This window comes from Paenibacillus mesophilus, assembly GCF_005938385.1.
Classification (GTDB): Bacteria; Bacillota; Bacilli; order Paenibacillales; family NBRC-103111; genus Paenibacillus_AB; species Paenibacillus_AB mesophilus.
Window position 1 is genome coordinate 1 of the sequence record NZ_VCRA01000047.1, and the last position, 21543, is coordinate 21543.

At 51.5% G+C, this 21543-nt stretch carries 16 protein-coding genes; 2 read left to right on the forward strand and 14 right to left on the reverse strand.

Going from position 1 to position 21543, the window contains the following annotated elements:
• Positions 1 to 250: 250 nt before the first annotated feature.
• The 10 genes from FE783_RS35475 to FE783_RS35520 all read right to left on the reverse strand — a co-directional run bounded on the left by FE783_RS35475 (position 251) and on the right by FE783_RS35520 (position 14605).
• On the reverse strand, positions 251 to 802 hold the full coding sequence (locus tag FE783_RS35475; protein WP_138884138.1) for a dihydrofolate reductase family protein: 552 nt from the start codon (positions 800 to 802) through the stop codon (positions 251 to 253).
• A 256-nt stretch (positions 803 to 1058) separates the two neighbouring features.
• Positions 1059 to 2075: a hypothetical protein gene (locus FE783_RS35480; RefSeq protein ID WP_138884139.1), complete on the reverse strand. Its 1017-nt coding sequence runs from the start codon at positions 2073 to 2075 to the stop codon at positions 1059 to 1061.
• Positions 2076 to 2216: 141 nt separating this feature from the next.
• A complete protein-coding gene (locus tag FE783_RS35485) occupies positions 2217 to 4043 on the reverse strand; it encodes a right-handed parallel beta-helix repeat-containing protein (protein WP_138884140.1) in 1827 nt (608 codons plus the stop codon).
• 15 nt (positions 4044 to 4058) lie between these two features.
• On the reverse strand, positions 4059 to 6770 hold the full coding sequence (locus FE783_RS35490; protein WP_476638933.1) for a family 78 glycoside hydrolase catalytic domain: 2712 nt from the start codon (positions 6768 to 6770) through the stop codon (positions 4059 to 4061).
• Between the two features lie 44 nt (positions 6771 to 6814).
• Positions 6815 to 7933, reverse strand: a complete 1119-nt coding sequence (locus FE783_RS35495; RefSeq protein ID WP_158302212.1) for an ABC transporter substrate-binding protein — start codon at positions 7931 to 7933, stop codon at positions 6815 to 6817.
• Positions 7934 to 8154: 221 nt separating this feature from the next.
• Positions 8155 to 9045 (reverse strand): AraC family transcriptional regulator, encoded by an 891-nt coding sequence (locus tag FE783_RS35500; protein WP_138884143.1) that lies wholly within the window; start codon positions 9043 to 9045, stop codon positions 8155 to 8157.
• A gap of 436 nt (positions 9046 to 9481) precedes the next feature.
• Entirely contained in the window at positions 9482 to 10285 is an 804-nt protein-coding gene (locus FE783_RS35505; protein ID WP_138884144.1) for a LysM peptidoglycan-binding domain-containing protein, read from the reverse strand.
• A 228-nt stretch (positions 10286 to 10513) separates the two neighbouring features.
• Positions 10514 to 10756 carry a hypothetical protein gene (locus FE783_RS35510; RefSeq protein WP_138884145.1) on the reverse strand — a complete coding sequence of 81 codons (243 nt, stop codon included), beginning with the start codon at positions 10754 to 10756 and terminating at the stop codon, positions 10514 to 10516.
• Between the two features lie 116 nt (positions 10757 to 10872).
• The gene (locus tag FE783_RS35515) at positions 10873 to 11211 is read right to left on the reverse strand and encodes a helix-turn-helix domain-containing protein (protein WP_338015936.1); all 339 of its coding nucleotides are present in this window, start codon (positions 11209 to 11211) and stop codon (positions 10873 to 10875) included.
• A gap of 343 nt (positions 11212 to 11554) precedes the next feature.
• Positions 11555 to 14605: a TIM-barrel domain-containing protein gene (locus tag FE783_RS35520; protein ID WP_158302213.1), complete on the reverse strand. Its 3051-nt coding sequence runs from the start codon at positions 14603 to 14605 to the stop codon at positions 11555 to 11557.
• Between the two features lie 260 nt (positions 14606 to 14865).
• Here FE783_RS35520 and FE783_RS35525 point away from each other — a divergent pair, with 260 nt between their 5' ends.
• Positions 14866 to 16716, forward strand: a complete 1851-nt coding sequence (locus FE783_RS35525) for a right-handed parallel beta-helix repeat-containing protein (protein ID WP_158302214.1) — start codon at positions 14866 to 14868, stop codon at positions 16714 to 16716.
• A gap of 38 nt (positions 16717 to 16754) precedes the next feature.
• Positions 16755 to 16982, forward strand: a complete 228-nt coding sequence (locus FE783_RS35530) for a hypothetical protein (RefSeq protein ID WP_138884148.1) — start codon at positions 16755 to 16757, stop codon at positions 16980 to 16982.
• A gap of 362 nt (positions 16983 to 17344) precedes the next feature.
• Here FE783_RS35530 and FE783_RS35535 read toward each other — a convergent pair whose 3' ends face one another.
• The 4 genes from FE783_RS35535 to FE783_RS35550 all read right to left on the reverse strand — a co-directional run bounded on the left by FE783_RS35535 (position 17345) and on the right by FE783_RS35550 (position 21418).
• Entirely contained in the window at positions 17345 to 19000 is a 1656-nt protein-coding gene (locus tag FE783_RS35535; protein ID WP_138884149.1) for an immunoglobulin-like domain-containing protein, read from the reverse strand.
• Positions 19001 to 19325: 325 nt separating this feature from the next.
• The gene (locus FE783_RS35540; protein WP_138884150.1) at positions 19326 to 20192 is read right to left on the reverse strand and encodes an AraC family transcriptional regulator; all 867 of its coding nucleotides are present in this window, start codon (positions 20190 to 20192) and stop codon (positions 19326 to 19328) included.
• A gap of 358 nt (positions 20193 to 20550) precedes the next feature.
• Positions 20551 to 20886 (reverse strand): GyrI-like domain-containing protein, encoded by a 336-nt coding sequence (locus FE783_RS35545; RefSeq protein WP_138884151.1) that lies wholly within the window; start codon positions 20884 to 20886, stop codon positions 20551 to 20553.
• A 271-nt stretch (positions 20887 to 21157) separates the two neighbouring features.
• On the reverse strand, positions 21158 to 21418 hold the full coding sequence (locus FE783_RS35550; RefSeq protein ID WP_138884152.1) for a CPCC family cysteine-rich protein: 261 nt from the start codon (positions 21416 to 21418) through the stop codon (positions 21158 to 21160).
• Between the last annotated feature and the right edge of the window lie 125 nt (positions 21419 to 21543).

Below are 21543 nucleotides of genomic sequence, written 5' to 3' on the forward strand. Positions count from 1 at the left end.
GCCTCCAGCTTCCTTCAGATTCCACCTCGCGATGGACACCCTTGCTCTTGGCTAGTGGTTGGCCACTACATGCCCCCACAGCGGACTTTCACCGCCTAGTTAGTCGCCATGCGTGGCGCACATAAAAGACGCCGCGATTTACGCGGCTTCTAATGAGGTAATGTTCTTGTCACCTGACACTGTTGGTGGTTGTTTAACGACACAAAGTTTGCTGGCTACATCTTGTACCCGGCGGTAATCAGCCAAGCAGTCAACGAACGGGCATATAGCGAAGCAGCACGACGCCGGAGCCGAAGGGTTTACTCCCGGTCAGCTTCAGATTCAGTCGATCACGAATTCCCCCCAACAATTGGGGACCACGTCCGGCAACGATGGGCTGTACCAGAAAGTGATACTCATCCACCAATCCCAGTTGTGCCAGGGTGGAACCGAGGCCGGGACCGCCGTTAACGAGTAAGCTCTTCCCTTCTGCCATAAGCTGTGGCACCTCCTCGGAAACAGGCCCCTTCAATAAGAAAGAGTTCTGCCACGACACTTGATCCAGCGTCCGCGAGACCACGTACTTGGGTTTCCGATCGAGCTTGCGTGCGAAGTCGACCAAGAATTGAGGTCCGGTGCCGCTGCTGGCTATGGCTGGCCAAGCACTTTCCATCAACTGATAGATTTCGCGTCCAAAAAGCAGACCGTCGGACTGGTCCATCATGTCCACCGAATACTGGTGGAGCTCCTCATCCGCAATCACCTGCGTATGGTCACAGCAACCGTCCAATGTCACATTCATCTGCAGGATTAAACGTCCCATATTCAGCCTCCTTTCTGTCTATATTTTATCAAAGAACAGCAGGCCCGGTTTCTTATAGATTGCTAATGTGCACAGGCGCGAACCTATTAAACTGCATCTGAGGGTTGAAATGTCACCCCTGCCTGCTCCGCTTAACAGGCAGGTCGAGGATCGGTAAACAGTCACAGATATGGACTGACACCGCAAATGCCGAACATGTGAACTGGGGAAAACGTGAATGATTTGTAATGTCTTCACCGCAGCTTTTCAGATGGAATTAAACCGTGACCAGCTTGCCGTCACCGGTTACAAATGCATAGTGCGACTTCCCGTTAATGTGGTAATAGAACGAACTATCGATGCCCGAATGATTTGCTGTTGCCTGCCAGGAATAACCGCCTCGATAACGATAAGATTGTCCGGCCTTTAGGGCCACCGTCGTCTTAATATCATGCTGGTCCTCGTCAACATCCAATGCAACGGCAAGATAGGCCTTATTACCCGATATGCGGACGAGCGGATGGTCATTGTGCAGCATGTCCCCTTCCCCCGCTTCCCAGTGACGATCGAGCCACATGACCATTTGACCGTTCTCCTCGCTAAAAAGACCGACACCCATCACATCCGGTGCGCTTCCTTTAGAACCGCTTGACATCCCGTTCACATATGGCTGTCTAACGGATTTTCCATAAAAACAGAGCTGCTCCTGAAAGCCGACAGTGACGCACTGCAAAGCCGAATCTCTTGCAAGCAGCACATCCTCGAGCGCTTCCAGGTGCGCCTGAACCTCGCAGGACCCCGCTCGGAAGGAAAGGTTAAAGGTTTGACGCATAATGTAACGCGGCTGATGCAGTGTGGTATTCCAGCCCATAATATCGTTCGAGATAAGAATATCGATCGTTTCGACATTAGCTGATCGGGAAGCTTCCAGCATCTCGCCATCTGCACGAACTTGAAATAGCTTATTTAAAGCTGTCCGGTCTCCTCTAGCGGTTTTGTCTACATTACCATGATTGCCGCCTGTAGCATATTTGCCACTGCCGTCTCCGTTGCTTACAGCGGCCACGCGCAGCGGCGGCAGCCAATCCGTAGCAGCAGAATTGATGGTGACCCAGTCCGTACCGTTGCTCGACCGATCGATGCCGACGAAATTCGGCAACCCGTTAAAGCCGTTTATTCCGAAATGAATCCGGTAAATCGAATCCCCGCTTTCAAAAGTCATAAGAATACGTTGCTTATCGCGATTATAGTCGTATAGCATATCTGTCCCCACTTCTGAAAACATTTCATCCAAGCCACATTCGGCTCAACGTACCTTCACCATTGTACCTCTGCCATAGGCATTTTTCCACACCCACCCTTATGAACGCTGCGGCCTTGACTTCCTTCAGACTGAATAGAAAAGCGTTTTCTTTGAATCTGCTGCCTTGTAATACTAGGATACTATACCGGCGGCATCGACCCAAGCGGTTCCGTTCCACCAGATCGGTTTGCCGAGCGTACTGTCAAACCACGACATATGAACGTACCGGCCTGTTACGGGCCTCTCTGACGAAGTACCATACATGGACGCCTCAGAATAATAAGGCACAAACTCACCATCCGCCACACTATAGTGGGACAGAATCCCGTTCAACACCTGTTTTCCGACAGCACTCGATATTGCCGGGAGTGAACAGTTCGTACATTTGACAGGAAGATGCACGTAACCCGACAGGACGTTCCGATCAAGCACGATGCCGGAGAAAACGGACCACCCTATGTTATTGCTGGTCATCCCGATCGCAGCGTTCATATTGTTAGACGAATCGCCAATTATATTGCCTATCACGATCAGGTTGCGAGACACTTGTTGTAAAGTTAACGCAGTTATCGAAATCCCTCTTGAAAAATTGCTTAGTGCCGCAGGAGAATGGATTCGGTTGTCCAGAAGATAACACCATTCGCTTGCGTACATCGTAATACCGCTTCCGCCTTGAGCGTTTCCAAACCGGTAAATATGGTTGTTTTGCACAGTTGCATAAGAAGCGGTGTGGAGCTGGATTCCCATCCCCGATCCGCTAATTCGATTTTCCCGGACAAAAAGGGGCACATTGCATTTATCGAGATGAATTCCGATCGTATTGGATACGGGAGTGCCCTCGACAAACCCATTCTCGTATACGTCGTTATCCGCAACTATAATATCGGAGTACTTGCCGCCAGCGGAATTATTTATTTCCTTGACGAGCAGTCCTTTGGAAGAGGCAGGCGCTGTCCGATGATTATTTCGATAAATGCTGTTGCCCCGGAACGCAATGTGCTCCACAATCGTAGTCGCGGAATTGGCCCATCCGATGATCTGTCCTCCTACGTTGTTATCATGAAGAATGTTGTTTTCCACTGCAATGTTTCTTACGATCCACTGCTCACCCGGATTAATGCCACGATTCGGCTCAATATCGATCCCGGCCCCCAATGTCGAAACCCATGCATGATGGCCGAAAATATCATTATTCTTGACCCACACGCCGTCGGCGTGAATAAGCGAAATCCCGTTACGTCCGTTATTTTGAATTTCATTATCGATAATCGTAATTTGCCGGTTTACATTAGCCTCTCCCACTACGAAAAACTTTCCGGCTACCGCAGCTCCGTCCCCGCTTGCGCTTGTTAACTTGCACCCTCGAAGCGTCACGTTACGGGAATTGATGATTTTAATGGCATGATGGCTTTCGGCCATATCGTAAGGATTGCTGTTGTCAGTCGATTGATTTTCCCGATTCCCGTTTAAAGTCAAACCTGTAATCGTCACATTTTGCTTGCCGTCGAGTTGAATCATTGTGCAGTTCGAGTTCGCTTTCAAGCTGATGGTCGCATAGCCGATCCCGATCACCGTGATATGGGATGGCAGTTCAATCGTACTTGAAATCAAATAGCTCGCTGCCGGTTTTGGTATGACGAGTATCCCATTCTCAGCGGCAGTGGCCGCAGCTTGAATCGCCGAAGTGTCGTCAGTCACGCCATCGCCGCAAGCATTGTAAGGGGCGGCTGTCACATCGACAATGAAGCTGCCGATGGGCGGTATGGGACCGTACACACTCTCGGTGACAGTCCCTCCCTGTTCGGCAAATCCCATATTTCGATTCAGTAAGGCTGTCCCCGCAAGGGTCGCGGCTCCCGAGACAGCCAAGTAAGACAGCAGCTTCCTTCTGCTCAACCGGTCATGTCCGGTTGCATGAATCTGTTCATCCCTAACCGTGTCAAGCGATTGTTTCTCCACAAGCTTCACTCCCTATTATTCATATGGTGCAGGCAAGAATGCAAAGTCGTAACGTCCCGATTTCAAACCGATCTCGACTGCGCCGCCATTCCAGGCGCAGGACGTGACCCCTTCAATGCCCTCGTATGAACTGCCATACATCCACATCACTTCGCCCGATTCCTCAATTTGCCAAGCTGGGGCGCCGAAGCCCGGCTCGATGATTAGTGTGCCGGTCATGCCAATCGGAATCGAAACCGTGACACGTAAAGGTACCTGATCGCGGCACTGCCGCTCCCAGCGGATAAACAGCTCTCCGTACACAGTTGTGACAGTTGCCTCCGCAAATGTGAGATCATCCGGCATATATGGCCGCAGTTCCACATCGCGAAAACCAGGCGAACGCTGCCGGATTCCGGCCACATATTCCTGCAGCAGCCGCAGCGGATAACTGTTCCAGGCATGACAATGGGAATTGATATCGTCCCAGCCTTCCCACATCGTTTTTGCGCCATTGCGGATCATGTAGCCCCAACCGGGATAATCGGGGCTTGCGATCATACGGTAAGCCTTCTCCTGCTTCCCTCCTTCGAACAACGCTCGAAGAAGCGGCAGTGACAAAACGGTCCGGCTCTCCCATTTCATCTCGGCGATCGCCTCCAACGCGCTGCTCACCATCTCCTCCGGGACGAGCCCTGCATGGACGGCCAAACCGTTTACCCCTTGATGATAGCTAGGAGATTGGAATCCGTCGCGGAACAAGCCGGTCCCCCGGTCGAATAAAGCCTCAACGATGGAAACGCGCAGCTTTCCGGCCATCCGCTCGAACGATTGTGCTTCTATCGGCTTCTCAAGCAGCGCGGCCATGTTCGCCATCGCCTCGATCGCTTGAACGAGCTTGATGTTCTGAACGGTTAGAAACGGTGCTGTCTGCTGGACCGTTGAATACGGCCAGTCGCTGATATGCCAAGGGCGATCGGCTGGCACAAGTCCCGTTTTTTCATCCAATCGAGCCCAATAATGATCGACCATCCGTTTGGCAGGCTCATAACAAGCATCAATTATTCTGGTATCCCCATACGCATAGTATGTTTTGTGCAAAAGCGTACAATAGTGCAAATCCCATTCGGGGATTTGCTTGTTGAAGGCAATGTTATCGAAGTTGGTCGGATACACGTACGGAAACGACCCATCCTCCAATTGCCCGTCCGCAAAATCGACAAGCGTCTTGGCCAAAATATGCCGCGCATCAAAGTTGTACAAAAGCGCCTCCGCTTGCAGGTCGACATCCGCTAAATATTGCGCCTGCTCCCGATGGGGGCAATCGGTCGCCTGACCTAGCGTATTGTTCTTGAGCGTTTGGATACACGCTTCTGCCATCTCGCTCAGCAGCTCGTTTGAGCAGCGGAACGAGCCATGCTCAGTCATCGCCGTATGCGCAGATGCAATCCACAGATCGGCGCCTGGAACGAGCCGGTCCGTATGATTCGTCGCCTCCACATAACGAAATGCTTTGTACGATAAATCCGGCTGCCATACTTGATGTCCTTCTCCTCCAACTGTGTAGCTGTCGTAATAGTTGTCGGACTTCTCGTTGCAAACATTATGCTTAACGAAGCCTTGCTCGTCCAACTGTTCGGCATAACGAAGCTGCACGGTTGCTCCGGCTGTTCCTGCAAGACGTAATCGCGGCCAGCCAGATACGATTTTGCCGGTATCGAACACTTGGCGAACCGTTTGGTGCTCCGAGCCCGGTTTCTGCGCTTCGCCGGACACCGTTTCACAATACAATTCGGCGGGTACGATCAGTTCCTCGATTTCCCCCTCCGGCAATTGTTGACCAACCATCGGCCAATCTCCGATTCTTGAATCCGCCGGCACCGCCTTTTCGCACTTGTCTGACGCGAAACCGACACGCATCCAGCCATGATCCAGCTTCCCGGCGTCGACGTCTTCGATCGCGGATATTCGCCTGTTTTGCTGGTAGGGCGTGCCAATCCTATGCGGAGCATCACGAATCGTTTCCCATGTCGTATCGGTTTTGAAGACATCCGTCGCTCCATCCGTGTAGACCACATGCAACTGCATCCGAAATCCTGGCACCCCATTCACGTAATTTTGCCCGCTGCCGCCCATATAGTGCGCCACAGCGGCGATACAGTTTGGGCCTGGCGCCAATAATAATGTCACATCGTGAGCGGTATAATATTTGCGTCTCCACGGATTCGTCGGAGCGGGGGTGACATACCCGCCGACTTTTCCCCCATTCACATAAAGATTGGCTGAATTGTGCGCGGAAACAAATAATCTAGCCGTACGAATGACCCCACGGATGTCGAGTTCTTTGCGGAAATAGGCGAAGTCATTGCATATGACCTCCGGATGGCTCCAAATCCATTCTGACTGCCACTCGTGCGTAAGCAATCCGGTGCCGAATCGGGCTGGAACACTCTCCGACATCAGTTCCCTATCCCATACCCTGACACGCCACCAGTAAAGAGACGCACTTTCCAAGGCCGGCCCCGAATATATCGCATACGTCTCTTGAAGTTCGACCTTGCCGCTATCCCAAACCGTCCTAGCTCCTTCATGCACTGATGATTCCTTGTCAAATAATTGAACCTGGTAAGCTGTCCATTCCTTCGCTCGGCCTTCACCTATTAATCGCCAGCTAAACACCACGTCGCTCGAATTCGCGGACATCGGCTCAGCAGTGCCATTTACGCGAAGATCGATGATTTGAAACATCAGCTCCACTCCCTATCTCCGTCAATCGTCTCTCTATCCAGATTCTATTTGTTCATCTGGGCAATGTCGGCCAGCTTCTTCTGTGCCTGCTCGCCCGCTTGTCTCAAGCCTGTATTGATGTCGATTTTGCCCGTTTGCAGTTGAATGCCCATCGACCCGTAAATGGTAACCAGTTCGGCATCATAAGTCCCTTTCGGAAGGAAAGGCGCAAATTTGTTATAGTACGCTGCCTGCCAGTTCTTATCCTTGAACGGCGTTCCTTGTCCTAGCTGCTTCCGTACGCGATCGTCGGTCAGAACGGTCATATCGCCTCTCAGCGCCAACTCGACCTGATATTCGTCGGAAACGATATATTTCAAAACTTCCATGGCCGCATCTTTATTTTTGGCCATATTCGTGATGCCATAATAGCTCGGGTAGGATTGCGACCCGATTCCCGGGCGGTCGCTGAACACCGGGAGCGACACGACATCATAGTTCACTTGATCTCCCCATGCCCCCATTAAACCTTGGATGTACACGTACATCGCGACATTTTTCGATTTGACAAATTCGTTGCTGCCTGGAATTTTGCCGGTCGACTGCAAATACTGCGCATAACCGGGCTCCTGAACCGGGTCAAGGAATAAAGTTTGGAAAAATCGGCTCCAGCGGCTGTCCTGATTAATGGTTGGCGTGTTGGTCTTCAAGTCTGCATTCGGAATGGAGAGTTGGTTCATTCGGATCGTATGAAGCGGCGAATGCGTAAACCCGAAATATTGCGTCCCCTGGTCGGTGCGGGATAGTTTCTTGGACAGTTCGCTTGTTTGCTCCCAAGTCATTCCGTCCTTCGGATACGGAACGCCGAACTTATCGAACAAGTCCTTGTTGTAATATAAAAGCAAGTTGTTCGTTATGACAGGAAGCGCATACATTTTGCCGTTGGATGTTTGCTTTAGCGCATCTATGACGGTCGGCTCAAATCGATTCAGATCCACCTTGTGCTTCGCGATCAACTCGGACATGTCATATTCAATGCGATTCGGGAACACATGCCCTTCATAATTGCCGATCGTCTGGTAAAAAATATCGAATCGCGTCCCCGACGCCAGCAGCTCCTCTATCGAGTTGCCCTTCGTCGATTGAATGTACTTGATCGTATAGTCCGAAAACTTTTTGCGCAAAGAAGTGCCCAACCTTTGGTCAAAGCCTTCTACGGAATCATTGTTAGTCGAATAAAAGACAATTTCGACCGGTTCTTTCGGAGCAGTGGATCGATTTTCGGCCTTCTGACCCTCTCCACTCTGCGTTCCAGCTTGACTGCAAGCAGTTACACTCCCGGCCACTACCAACATTGCGATTGTTTTACGGAGTAACAGTTTCATTCCAACAAGCGCCCCCTTCATTATTTAAAAATCGTTTTTCTGTACGCCCCTGGCGGGCATCCGACAATACGGTGGAACAAGCGGCTAAAAAAGGCCGGGTCCTCATAGCCAACCATGGATGCTACATTAATCACCTTTTCTGCCTGATCCTCAAGCAGATACTTCGCCTTCTCAATCCGAATTTGATGCAGCAGCTCGATCACACTCATGCCCATTTGCTCCTTCATGAGCCTGTTCAGCTTTCGTTCACTGATGTTGAATACGTTTACCAAAGACGTCAACGTTATTTTTTCCCCGTAATTCCTTTCCAGAAATCCGCGTATCCGTCTCGCCATCACTTCTCGCTCGCCGTAATTAACGTTATGACTTTTCGTTTGGTGCAGATTGTAAATACGCGATAAAAAAATTTGGAGCTCGATCATCTTTAATCGAATGATCGCATCGAAGCCCGGAGTCCGATGCTCGAATTCGGCCATCATGCTTTCCATAATGACCAGCATCGTTGCCGCGTGCGGACCGCTCAAATTAAGTCGATGGTGGAAGCGCTCTTCTTTATTGAGAAAAGGCTGCACGTAGAAAAAATCCATTGACTTCGATATGCCAAGTTCACGAAGCAGTCCCTCCTGGATGAGCGAAGGCATAAACAGACAGTTAATAATTTCGATCTGCTGCTCATCCTCGTAGTCGTACGCATGCACCTCTCCGGGATTGATGATGAATACATCGCCGGCGCGAATGACGTATCGCTCGCCCTCAAAGCAATGCTGCGCTTCTCCACTCACGACATACACGAGCTCTACAAACTCGTGGCTATGCTCGATTGGAGTTGCGTTTCGATTTTGAGCGAACCGTTTCATCCAGAACGGAAACTCTTGGCCCATGAATTTGCTGCTTTTCAAATGCTTCTCCATTTCCTTTCTTTCTCACCCCCAAAACATCGGATAACTTCCTTTTCTAGCTCTATTATACATGGCCGGATTGATCAGCTTCATTGCTCATTCCGCCATCAGGATGGTCAATTCCGCCAACGATCCATGGCAAACTGCATCCATCATCGACCGCGAGCATACAAAGTGACGTAGACCGTTTCCCGATCCTTCATGACCTAGTACAACCGGACCTTCAATTGCTCCGTAGGGAATGTCATGATGTTCTTGTCAAAATCGGGAATGTCCTCAAGTTCTTGTCATTCAATTTTGATAAGAACTTGAGGGCATAAAATGAAAAAGCCGCATCACGTGCGACTTTTAATGTAGCCATGTTCTATTCACCCGACATCGGTTGACAAGAACATGATGTCATAAATGACAAGAACTTCAGACGAAGAGGACTTCTTTCGGATTGGTGTTAAAATGTCACGGGAACACCCACCAAATCTTGAATACTGCCGTCGCGGGCACTGCGCGTGTACACCATCAATATGCCGTTCTGCGTAATGGGAGTTTGATCGAATTGGAGCTGTACGTCGTATTGTCCGAATGCCGGGGCACCTTGTGAAGCCGTTACAGCCCGTTCTTGCGTAACGGCCCCCCCCATCGCGTCGCTAATTTGGTAATTTATCACCGCTTCGAATGCGCGGGCGCTACCCGTCAAATGTTGACATGGGGCAATCCTCGTTCCTGGCAACGGCTGAAACACTACGATATTCGTAGAGGACGGAAGCGGGATAACCAAACGGAAACCGGGATAGATGACATCGGGGGATAAACCTGGGCGATTTCTGTTAGCTCGAATCAATTCACTCATCGGTGTTCCGAAACGGTTGGAGATCCGGTACAGAGAGTCGCCCTGCTCTACTTCGTACACGAATGCGGCAATGTATAGCAATTGGGCGACTCGAAGAACGTTCGGCTCTTGTATTTGGTTGAGTTCGGCCAGCATGTCGACGCTTAGGGAGAAACGTTCGGCGATCCGATATAACGTATCCCCCGGCTGAACCTGATATAAAACAGAGCTTTGCTCTGCCATACCTGGCAATCTCACCAGCAGTACTTGACCGGGAAAGATTCGGTCGGGATCTGCAACAGGCGGATATAACGCATTGATCTGCACCAGCATCTGAATGTTGGTGCCCAATTGATTGGCAATCGAATACAGGCTGTCACCCGGCCGAACGGTATACAGCAAGTGGGTGCCTGTTGAAATAGGCATGGAAACACAACTCCTCTTTAAGTAGGTATATACCCACTATATGCCGCGTTCGTCCGCTAACGTGATTAACGTGAAACCTAGTAGTTCTGAAGTAAGTCACCAACATGTAAGGCCCCACTGGGGATACAAACCTTTGTGAAAAACTGCCGTTACTTCAGTAAACAAATTGAGGAGCTGCCTTTTGGCAAGCTCCTCTACAATCGTTCTCCGTTGGCGTAGCAGTTACTCCTACGGAATGATAACGATTCTATCGCGTAGAATCGATGCGAGCAGCGGCTTGGCCCGTTCAATCGCCTTCAGCCATGGCCGGGTTTCTTCCAGTGTCATATGGTTGAAATGCATAGGGTGAATAAAAAACATCACATCATCAATTCTAGCGTTGCGGCAAAATGCCATCAGGTCTTCAAACCGCTCACTTTCCAGCTCGCCGGACCTCATGGTATATCTCAGCATATAGACAAATTCGGACAATCGGGACAACTCCCCTCTCAGGTTGAAAATCATTCCGCAACCTGATTATATGAAGGATGCCGCATGCGGAACAATTAGCGGAGCATCCTTCTATTTGTCCATTTGTCTCATCTTTTCTATGGGAAGCGATACTGGCGTCGGGGACGAAACTGATTGGGGGAGGAACCGGTACATCTCTTGAATTGTCTGGAAAAATGGCTTATGGTGGCAAAGCCGAGCCTGTGAGAGATAGCCTCCACCGTCAATTCGCTATCTAGCAACAGTTGCTTAGCTTGATTCAATTTGATCTGGGTTAAATATTGCCGTGGGGACATGCCGTAGACCTGGGTGAATATTTTATAACATTGACTGCGGCTCAGATTCTGTTCCTTGGCTATGCCGTTCACCGCTCCTTTGACACAACCCGTATTCTGCAACCTGGCTTCGATGGCGTGGGTCGCATCGATCTGGAGCACCGACCCGGTATTCAGCGGAAGCTATGATGATGCCTGGGATACGACCAGTCCGCCGACTTCACCCCGAATTGGCAGCCGACAACCTGCAACGTATGACTCGTATTGGAAATGCTGATCTCCATACTCACGGATTCCCCCTCCTCCTCCAAAACTTAGTTGAGCAAAGACAGCCGATCGTTTTTTGACGGCTGCCTTCGAGTTTTTTATTGATCTCTCACATTCGTGTAAGGATTATAAAACATCACAGTTTATTGTTGAATTGGCCTAATTTACTGTTCTCAACGACTTGCGGAACATTAGCGGAGAGGCCTATCCAACTCCCGGCGTTACCGTTCGCTCCCCCTCAGCTCCGTTCCTGTTTGAAGCTGACCGGCGGCTCCCCCCAATATTTGCTGAAAGCTTTTGAGAAGTTTCCGGCGTCCTTGAAGCCGCAGAGGGCCGCGGCATCATATACTTTGTGGCCCTCTCTCAGAAGTTGCTTGGCCCGCATCATCCGCATCGAGATGACATAGTCGTAATAGTTGCGGCCGGTTTCCTTCTTGAACAGCCGGCTGATATGAACCGGATGCAACGCGAAACGTTCGGCCATCGCATTCAGCGACAAGTCCCGCTCCGGCTCCCGCAACGCGAGCACGAGCAGCTCGCGGATAACCGGATGTTTCGCCCTTGGATGGGGCGCATCCATTTGTCTGATAAGCCGGCTCACGAGCCGCAGAAGCAGCTCGAAGCCTTGTTCGGGCTTTTGCAGCTGAGCCAGTTCAGAGGCTTCATCCTCCATGTGCTTAAACGCACCCGCTGAGGTCCATCCGCTTCGCTCCGCCTGCCGCACAATCAGATAGCAGCCTTTCATTACGTGCAGCTGCCAAACGGCGTTAGCGGCGGACGGAGCTTGTTTCATTTTCGCCCCCCACCATTCGGTCAAGGCCGCTTCCGCAACTCGCAGCTCGCCCGAATCCAAAGCGGCGGCAAAAGCATTGTCCGCTTCAAGGTCATCTGAAACGGCGTCCCCCCCGCCACCTGCGGCATCGCTTATCCCCCGGCCAAGTACACTGGCCGCTGGCCCGCTGAACGGATCGACTGACGCCGCTGATCTTCTCTCGGCCCCGTTGCGAGCGGCAGCCGAGCGACCGCTTTTCGAAGGATGAACGATTTCGATGCATACGCCTTCTTCGCCGAACTCAGCTTCCGCCACATGTAACCTGACCGTCCCCGCCAAACGATCGTACCGCCAGCTGCGGAACGGATCGGATTTATTCCGCGCTGTGCGGTCCGGACGGCGCTCTACGCCCACCCGCACCGCTGCGGGCTTGGCGTTAGTGCGAACAATGAGCTCATAGCTCCGCTTATCCGCCATGCCGGCGAATGTTCCCTCGCGCTTTGCAATGCGCACCGTCGTCATCGCTTGATCCGACGCGCACTCCAAACGCGTTCGGACGGATGCCCCCTCCAAGTAGTCGAGCGTAGCGCCGTCGTCTTCATACAAGAGAAAGCTCCCGTGAGCTCCGGGGTATATTTCCAGCGTGAGCGTCTCAACCCGCCGCTCCCCGATATAGTCCATCGGCGGCCACATCGGAATAATCGCCCCGGCGCGCACGAACAAGGGTCCGCCCGCTTCGGGAGGAACACTTACGTCGATCCGGCACGGACCGCAGTAACGTTTCCCTGTCCAATAATCGAACCAATCCCCTTCCGGCAAATAAACGCTCTCGGTATAGACGGCGACGAGCAAAGAATCGCCCAACATGTACTGCCCGTCCAGCTCCCGGCAATGCCGGTCCCGCGGATACATAAGCGGCATGGCCCGCGTAATCGGCATCCCGGTGCGTGCGGCAGCGTGAGCGGTCGAGTACAAATACGGGATCAGACGGTAGCGCAATCGCGCATAGCGCTGAAACAGCTCCTTCAACGGATGCTCCAGAAAGTCCGGATGCTGGAAATGATCCATACTGTTAATTCGCGACCACGCCAGCAAAAAATCGGCGTGGATGCCTTCGCGCGAAATGAGATGCATGTTCGTTGTCGTATGCACATGACCGGAAAGACCATAATTAAGTATCGCCACGATCGCGTGCTTTGCGTCGTAAAACGTCCCTGTCGTACTGGCCGCAAACCGCTGCATCCCCAAATACCCTCTCTCTATGAGGATCGCCGGCCGCTTGTTCGTCTGCTTCAAGAAGCCGGTATACATTTGCTTGCAAAGCAAAACCGGGTAAAGATTATGCAGCTCGGCACTGCTCATGCCATTACCCCAGATTCGCCCGGGATCGCCGTGCATCGGGTTATTCGGGTGCAGCACAAATGCCGATACGCCGTCAACGACAAACTTGCGCAAGTGCTCGTACCATGATTCCTCATGAAGAGGCTGCGCGTCCTCTCTGTATCCGTCGTTACGATATTCCCATTCCGACCCCATATTCTCGCCGGCCAGCCGCTCTTCGAGCACCGTCAAATCGTAATCGCAGCCCAAAGCCAGGCTCAGCTTGAACCCTTGCTTGTGCAATATGCCGATAAACGAAACTTGGCGCAGCAGATCGTTCGTACTTGTCGGGAATCGAACCGGATGCCATCGTTTCGTCGTCGAGAAGTCTTTTGCCCGCTCCATCCAATCGTCGTTTAGGCCGATCAAATCGCATGGAGTCCCGGCGCGGCGAAATTTGATCGCATCGTCCAGCACATCGCGGGCGCTGGACCCGATCCGCGAGCAAAAGTTCAGACCGTACATCCAGATTGGCAGCAGGGGCGGCTTTCCCGCAACGTTGGTGTAAGCGTCTAGCAGCTCCGCATAGTCGTTGCCTGCAAAAAGAAACAAGTCCAGCTCGCCGGCAAGCCCTTCGATCAGCAGCTCGTTTTCGTTCGAAGCTCCAATATCGAACAGATGGCGCCATGTCGTATTCACCATAACGGCCCAACCGCTCGAGCTCATCAGGAAAGGAATCGGGGCGCTCGCCCACAGTTGCTTCTCTCCCCACATCTCGACACGCAAGCCGCGCCGCTGCATCCGTTCTGGGGCGATGTTGCCAAGCCCGTACAGCGCTTCGTCACCCCCCAGTTGTAAACGTACGCCGAACCCGGACTTATCGCTCGACCAAGGAGAGGCGCTCGTCGCCACCCGTTCTCCCCCATCCGCCCCGAACAAGCGAAACTGTCCGTCTCCGCCGTCCATTCGCAGCATCGCTTGTCCGCTCCGAAAATCTACAACGCTGCCGGGAGGCGCTGTGTAAACATCTCTCTCCGCCTCTAAGATAGCGCTTACAATTTGGTAGCGCACTGAAGCGGGCTCCGCAAAATGCCCCGTTTCATTCATCCGGAACCGGAAAGTGCCTGGCGCAACCGTCTGTATTCGCACCCATCTCCCGTTCGAAAGCGACAGCAAGAAATCTTTCAGCTCCCCCATCCCCACGCCTCCTTCTATTGCTTCCATTATAGCATGGCGAAAAGAAAATGTTAAAAATTCACATGAAAAATGTCGGCTAATTCGGTTAAAAACCTACATCCCCCCATCAGCAAATACCATGTACGGCTCATCCCGGCGTCCTCTATACTTGAATTGCGGCACCGCCAGATATCGATTACTGACTTGGGTTGGCGCTTTGCCTTAAGGAAGCCGCAAGGCTTTACTGGATATCTCATTCCATTATAAGAAGGAGCATGAGGATGGCAAACTTGACAAGAAGAAAGCTTTTGGCCACAATCGGCGCAACAGGAGTGGCGACCCTGTTGTACAAAGCTTCCGTCGGTGCGACTAGCGGAATGGAGCCATCGGTTTTGGAGGCGACATACAGCAAGGGCAAGTCCGGACCGAAATGGTTGGCAACCGAAATATGCGTTTCGACAACCGTCAGCGAACTAAGGGCGGAAACGTCTCCGGAGGAAGGGATTGCCTATTATGTAACCGACCCGGGAAAGGAAGGATTTTTTCTCTACGATCCCCTAGATTCAGCATCGACCGACAATACGGGAACGGTTCTCGTCTCGACATCGGGCGCCCGCTTCAAGCGGATTGTGGAGCAGTCGTTCGTAAACGTGAAATGGTTTGGCGCCGCGGGAAACGGCACGACCGACGATACGGCGGCGATCAACGCGGCCATCGGCGACGGCAATGTCACGGTATATATTCCGGAAGGAACGTACATGGTCCGGGCCGATGCAACAAGCGTGGGTCAATTAAATGCGGGCATTCAGGCGAAGGACAACACGACAATCGTGATAAGCCCTTCGGCTGTTCTGAAAGCGTTTCCGTCGGCAACGCCGAGATATACGATTATCAATATTTTCGGCAAAACCAACGTCACCATCGAAGGTGGTGGCAAAATACTCGGGGAGCGAAACGAGCATACGGGCACGACCGGACAATGGGGGTACGGTATTGCGATCGGCGGATCGGACCGCGTGCTGGTGCGCGACTTGTATATCGCGGATTGCTGGGGAGACGCTTCTGTGGTCGGCTATTACATGACCCAGAGCAACGCCTCCCGCAATATCTCGTTCCAGAACGTGATCTGCGACAATAACCGCAGGCAAGGAATCAGTGTCACCTGCGCCGAGAACGTGCGGATCGAGAGCTCCACGTTTGTCAATACGCACGGACATGCCCCGGAGTTTGGCATTGATCTCGAACCGGACCCCGGCAGTTTCGTTCGCCGCGTGACCGTTGCCCACTGTTTATTCCAAAACAATACCGGCGGCAGCTTTACGATGAACGGGACGTTAGGAACGGTCGAATACGTCGAATTTATCGGAAACACGCTCATCGGCCCCGCCTCCCGTATTAACGGACTGTTGACGAAATACGTCGCCTTGAAAGGCAACATCCTGTCCGACTCGATCAACAGGTCCTTGTGGATCAGCAAATCGACCAATTATACGATAGAGGGGAACCTGATTCAAAATTGCAACGGCATCGGCATCTGGCTGGAAAATGCAAGCTCGATCAGCATCACGAATAACCACCTCTCCAACATTGCGACCAACACCATTCGGCTTTCCGGGACTACCAACTATTGCTTGGTGGCCAACAACGTGATCGACGAAAGCGGAAGCGCTGCGTCAAGCACGAGTGTTATGATTGTAGACAGCGCAAGCTTCAATACCATCCAGGGCAACACGGTGCAAAACCGGTTCAAGTACGCCGGAGTGGCGAAGGGCGGAACGACCACTTCGATTGTACTGGACAATAACGCTTCCGCCACAAGCGGAGAGTATAACACGATGACGGTTTATTTGGTCGGCGGAACCGGTACGGGCCAAAAAAGAAAAATATCATCCTACGATGGAACGACGCACACCGCCGTATGTACGCCGGCCTGGACCGTCGCCCCGGACGCTTCGTCCGAATTTGTAATTCGCTATGGCCCCATGGACGGTATACGCGTGAATTCTCCGCAGTCCAAATACAACATCATTCACAACAACCAGCTTCTGTTCGGCACAACGCTCTACAATTCAAACGGAATAGCAGATCAAGGAACAGGCACGTCCGTGCTTGGAAACGTGTCGCTGGAATAGCAGGATTGATCATCAATGAAAATCGTAGGAAACACCGTGTGGGATGCTCGAATAACAAGCATGGCGAAGTCGCCCCCGGGAATGGGACGGAAAAACTGCTGGACCCCGTCACGCTTCGCGTCCAAGATTTACCGAATTTGCTCGCCAAAGGAGAGGCGATCAACTTCCTCGTCACCTACCAAGGGCGGCTCCCCGCCTACAAGAATATGGGCGATTACGTTGATCTCCTCCCTCTCCAAGCAGTACAACTTCAATTTGGACCGTAGCCTGTTGAATGCCGAATACGTAAATGTAATCCAAAATACGAAAGACATCAACACGGCATTGCGGGATGCCGAAGAGCAAATCAAGCAAAATATCGCAGCGTTAAAATCAAAAACTCCCTGCTTGGCAAGGAGTTTTCGATTTAAAAACACTCAATAAAGTAAACATAACATATATTATGTTTACTTTCGGCAATAGCGGAGCTTTGAACGCGCCATTAACGGATCAGCTTCACCATTCTCCGGTAAAGCGATCCGCTTACTTCGAGCGTCCCTTCCTAGCCTCTGCCTGCAATAAGAAAAAACTTCAAAAAAATAAACCGTATGGTTGATCTCCCATACGGTTTAACGCGCTCAATGCTTAATTAGTACGAAGGAAGCTGCTTCACCGTCAAAACGAACGCCTTCGTTTCGGCATATCCGCCGCTTGTAATGCCAGCCGTCATGATCACCCCGGCATCTCCACTGCCCGCAGCAGGTCGGGTTACGACTCCGCTATTGGAGATCACCGTCGTGTTGCTCGAAATCCATACGACATTCGAGCCGTTCGGCCCCTTCTCAGGCAGGGCGAGATTACTCGTAACGCCGGAGGCGGAATCGTAGGTAGCGAAAGTGATGGCAAGCGCCGACTTATCTGCGGCAACCCGCTGCGCATCCGTCAATTGCTGTTTAACCGTCAACGTGAATGACTTCGTTTCGGTGTAGTTTCCGGCCGTGATGACCGCATTAAGAACGACCGTTACATCCCCTTGTCCGGCGGCCGGTCGATGAATGGTTTGGCCGTCGCTTGAAATGACGGACGGGTAGCCCGAAATCCACACGACGGACGATCCGTTGATCCCTGTGGTCGGAAGTGTTATAGCTTGGGTGACGCCGGATGCTGTATCCGTCCCTCTATAACCGATGGCCAGCGCTTCTTTATCCGCCACCACCCGCTGCGCATCCGTCAATTGCTGTTTTACTGTCAGAGAAAAAGCTTTGACCTCCGACGAGCTGCCATACGTTAGGATCGCCGTCATCACCACCGAAGCGTCGCCGCTGCCGGCAGCAGGCCGCTGAACCGTCTTGCCGTCGTTCGAAATGACGTTTGCATTGCCGGATATCCAGGTGATCGAAGATCCGTTCGGCCCGCTGAACGGCAAGGTCAGCGGTTGCGTGATGCTGCTTGCCGTATCCGTTCCACCGAAAGTGATGGCAAGCTGCGCTTTATCTGCAGCCACTCTTTGAGCGTCTGTAAGCAGCGGCTTTACGGTCAGCGAGAAGGTCTTCGTATCCGAAACGCTGCCATAGGAGATTGTGGCTGTGAGCGTTACAACGGCATCTCCCTGGCCTGATGTGGGCCGGTTGACCGTTTTGCCGTCATTCGAAATGACCGATGTATTGCCGGATACCCAGCTGATCGCAGATCCATTCGGTCCGCTGAGCGGCAAGCTTAGCGGCTGCGTTACGCTGCTGGCCGTATCCGTTCCGCCGAAAGTGATGGCAAGCTGCGCTTTATCCGCAGCCACTATGTGAGATTCTGAGTGCTGCTGCTTGACCGTCAGCGTGAACGTTCTGGTGTCAGATGCTTCACCGTACCGGACAGTAGCCGTAAGAGTTACGATCGCGTCTCCCTGGCCTGCGGAAGGCCGGTTCACGGTTTTTCCATCGTCGGAAATGATCGAGGGGCTATTCGATTCCCAAGTGATCGTGGAACCATAAGCTCCCACCGCAGGAAGCGCTATCGCCTGGGTAACGTGATCTTCCGAATCGGTGCCGCCGAACGTAATTTCCAATTGCTTCACATCCTTGGAAACCCGCTGCTCTTCCGTCCACCCGTTCTCTTCATGTTTGCCTTGCTTCCGCTCCATCGCCCGTTGAATGGCTTCCCGGGCATTGTCATTCTTTTTCCCTCGCTCGATTGCGTTTTCCAAGCCCGTCTTCTTCCCCGCATGCTTGGTCGGGTGCTCAGTATTAGCGTAGGCGGATCCCGTCATCATTAAGCTTGCAGCCATAGTGCAAAGTAAGATCTTTCTCTTCATACCGCTGCTCCTCCTCACCATATTTTCCTCACCCTACATTAATTCGCATTATTTACATGTTTGGGTGGGTGAGATGAGGAAAATATTTGAAAAGCACAGCGTGCCTCGGATTCTTCGTTGGAAGGATGAACTATCGTATCCGTTCGTAATCAAGTGATCTTTTTCCTGGAATCTCCACGATAATCTTCAACTTTAAAAACCGCGGCACCGCTTTGAGCTATTGGCGATACGGATACAACGTTTATATCGTACTGTGCAAGCGCATGTTGCGCTATGATTGCATTATTCATTCTATTCACACTTTCCATAAAAAATCGTTCCTAGTCTACGACTCCGTTTTTTTAACGACAGGGATCCAAACTTCCATCTCATACAGGCCGCCCCCTCTATCATAGCTCATTTCAAACTCGGGTCCATTTGCGAATTGATAATCACAGGTAGGAAACCATTCCGACCAAATACGTCTCCACAAATCATGAATATCGTTTTGCGGGTTTACGCCAGTTGAAAAAATCGCATATGTCTGTGGGGGGATCTGCAGCTTTTCAAATCCTTGCGGCAAGCCGCTCTGTGACAGGAAATAACCGATCATGTAGGATAATTTCTCACCATTGTTATTGTATAAAACCGAATGTATTTCGCCATCTTCCCCCAAGCCTGCTGCGGCACGGATTCGGTTTACAGTTCCGTCGGCAATGCATTTCTCCCAGAACTTGGGTATTTCGATATATGGATTATCGCCATCGGCATTGATCAGAGTAGAAACGCCGAACATTCCAAAGCTTTGCTTTTCCTCAATTTTGTAATTCATCTCTACAGCTCCTCGAATCGAAATATGAAAGGATAATCGAGGATAAGCCTTTAGTGACACACCTTTGTCGCGCGCAGACATTGGCATTACACCGTGCATTTTTTTGAACGCCCTAGAAAAGGCCTCAGGCGATTCGTAACCGTACTTGATTGCCATGTCGATGACCTTCACACCACTATTTTGCAGTTCAAATGCGGCAAGAGTCAGCCGCCTGCGCCGAATATATTCCGACAGCGGAACATTGGTGATGAACGGAAACATCCGTTGAAAATGGTAGGTTGAGCAACAAGCAATTTTAGCCACTTGGTCGTAGTCGATCACTTCAGACAGATGCGTTTCTATATATGCCATTGCGTCGTTCATGCGCTTCAGCCAATCCATATAGATCATCCTTTCATAATTAATTATAAGTAGTGTAGAAAATAAAGCCTTGCAATCCATGCACGGAATTATCATGTTTGCCAGTATCTAAACGCAGGTTTGAGCAAGTGATGCTACGACTCCTTTCACCACGCTCTACTGCGCGTTACTTTAATGAAGAAAGGGAGCAGTTGCCGCGGCGTCTGCTCCCACAATCGTTCTCCGTTTAGTTGAAAGTTGCGGAGAAATGGCATCGGCTATGATCGTTCTAAAGCGCCTCACTGCATACCGGGGGCCTGGACGCTGTGGTGCTATTCTATAGCCAAATACACGTCCATCTCGAGCTCCTCTTCCTCCGCCTTACTGCCCCAATTGCGGGTCATCTCCACATGCCAAGCCTGATGATCTGAGTAATCCCGACCTGATCCAACAGCTCGTTTATTCGTCGATAGGTCCGTTGGACATCGGAACGTAGGCCGTAATGCCACTTCACCGCATAGCGTTGGGCCGGCAGGGTAACGGTTTCCATTCCTTGAGATATACTCTCGGTCTGGCTGATCTGTAACCCAACCCAATTGTCCGCTTGGGAGGGGAGATAGGCGCCGATCATGAAGAATGGATTGAAAGCGTAGGTCATCTCGGCCACCCGTTCCCGAAGCAGGTTGTCCGCCTTCTGACTGATCGCGTTACGATTATTCCCTTCCGGCAGCGTCAACCGGTAGCCAACAAGGTGTAGCGGTTCCAGGTCCCGTTGTTATGATCGGAATATTGCAATCCACGACGGTTGTCTGCTCCAGATTCGGCGTCGTCCCCCGGCTCACACCGGCGAATCCGGGTTACATCGGATAAGTATGCTCTGACTAATTGAGCCACCGGCAGAGCGCATAGAACAGCCGGTAAAGGTTGGAAAGCGACATGGCCGCCGCGCTAGCGATCCGTTCCAGCTCCAATTGCTCGAACATATCGTCCTCAGTTAGCGTGATGGGCTACTTTAAGTTATTTATAGGAAGCTCTTCATTTAACGGCATTCTTACCATTGCTTTAAATCGTTCCTCGCATGCTCCATATTTTTTATAGTTTTCTCTAGCATGGTCTAAGGAAATGTGATTTGCACCGATGTTAACTTTAGGCCTGTCATGAGCAACTTCATCGTATTGCCAAAAGCATACTTCACAGATTTCAAAGAGAGCGTCTTCTATACTATCGAAAGTAAAATAGTCGCAACAAGGACACTGCACTCTTACCATGTTTTATAGCCACCTTTTGATTATTTCCAACTATTTCTGCGTTGCCGCCACGCTATCCTGCCCGTTACTTCAACGCAAATATAAAGAAGCCGCCTCAACAAGGCAACTCCTATATTATCGACTCC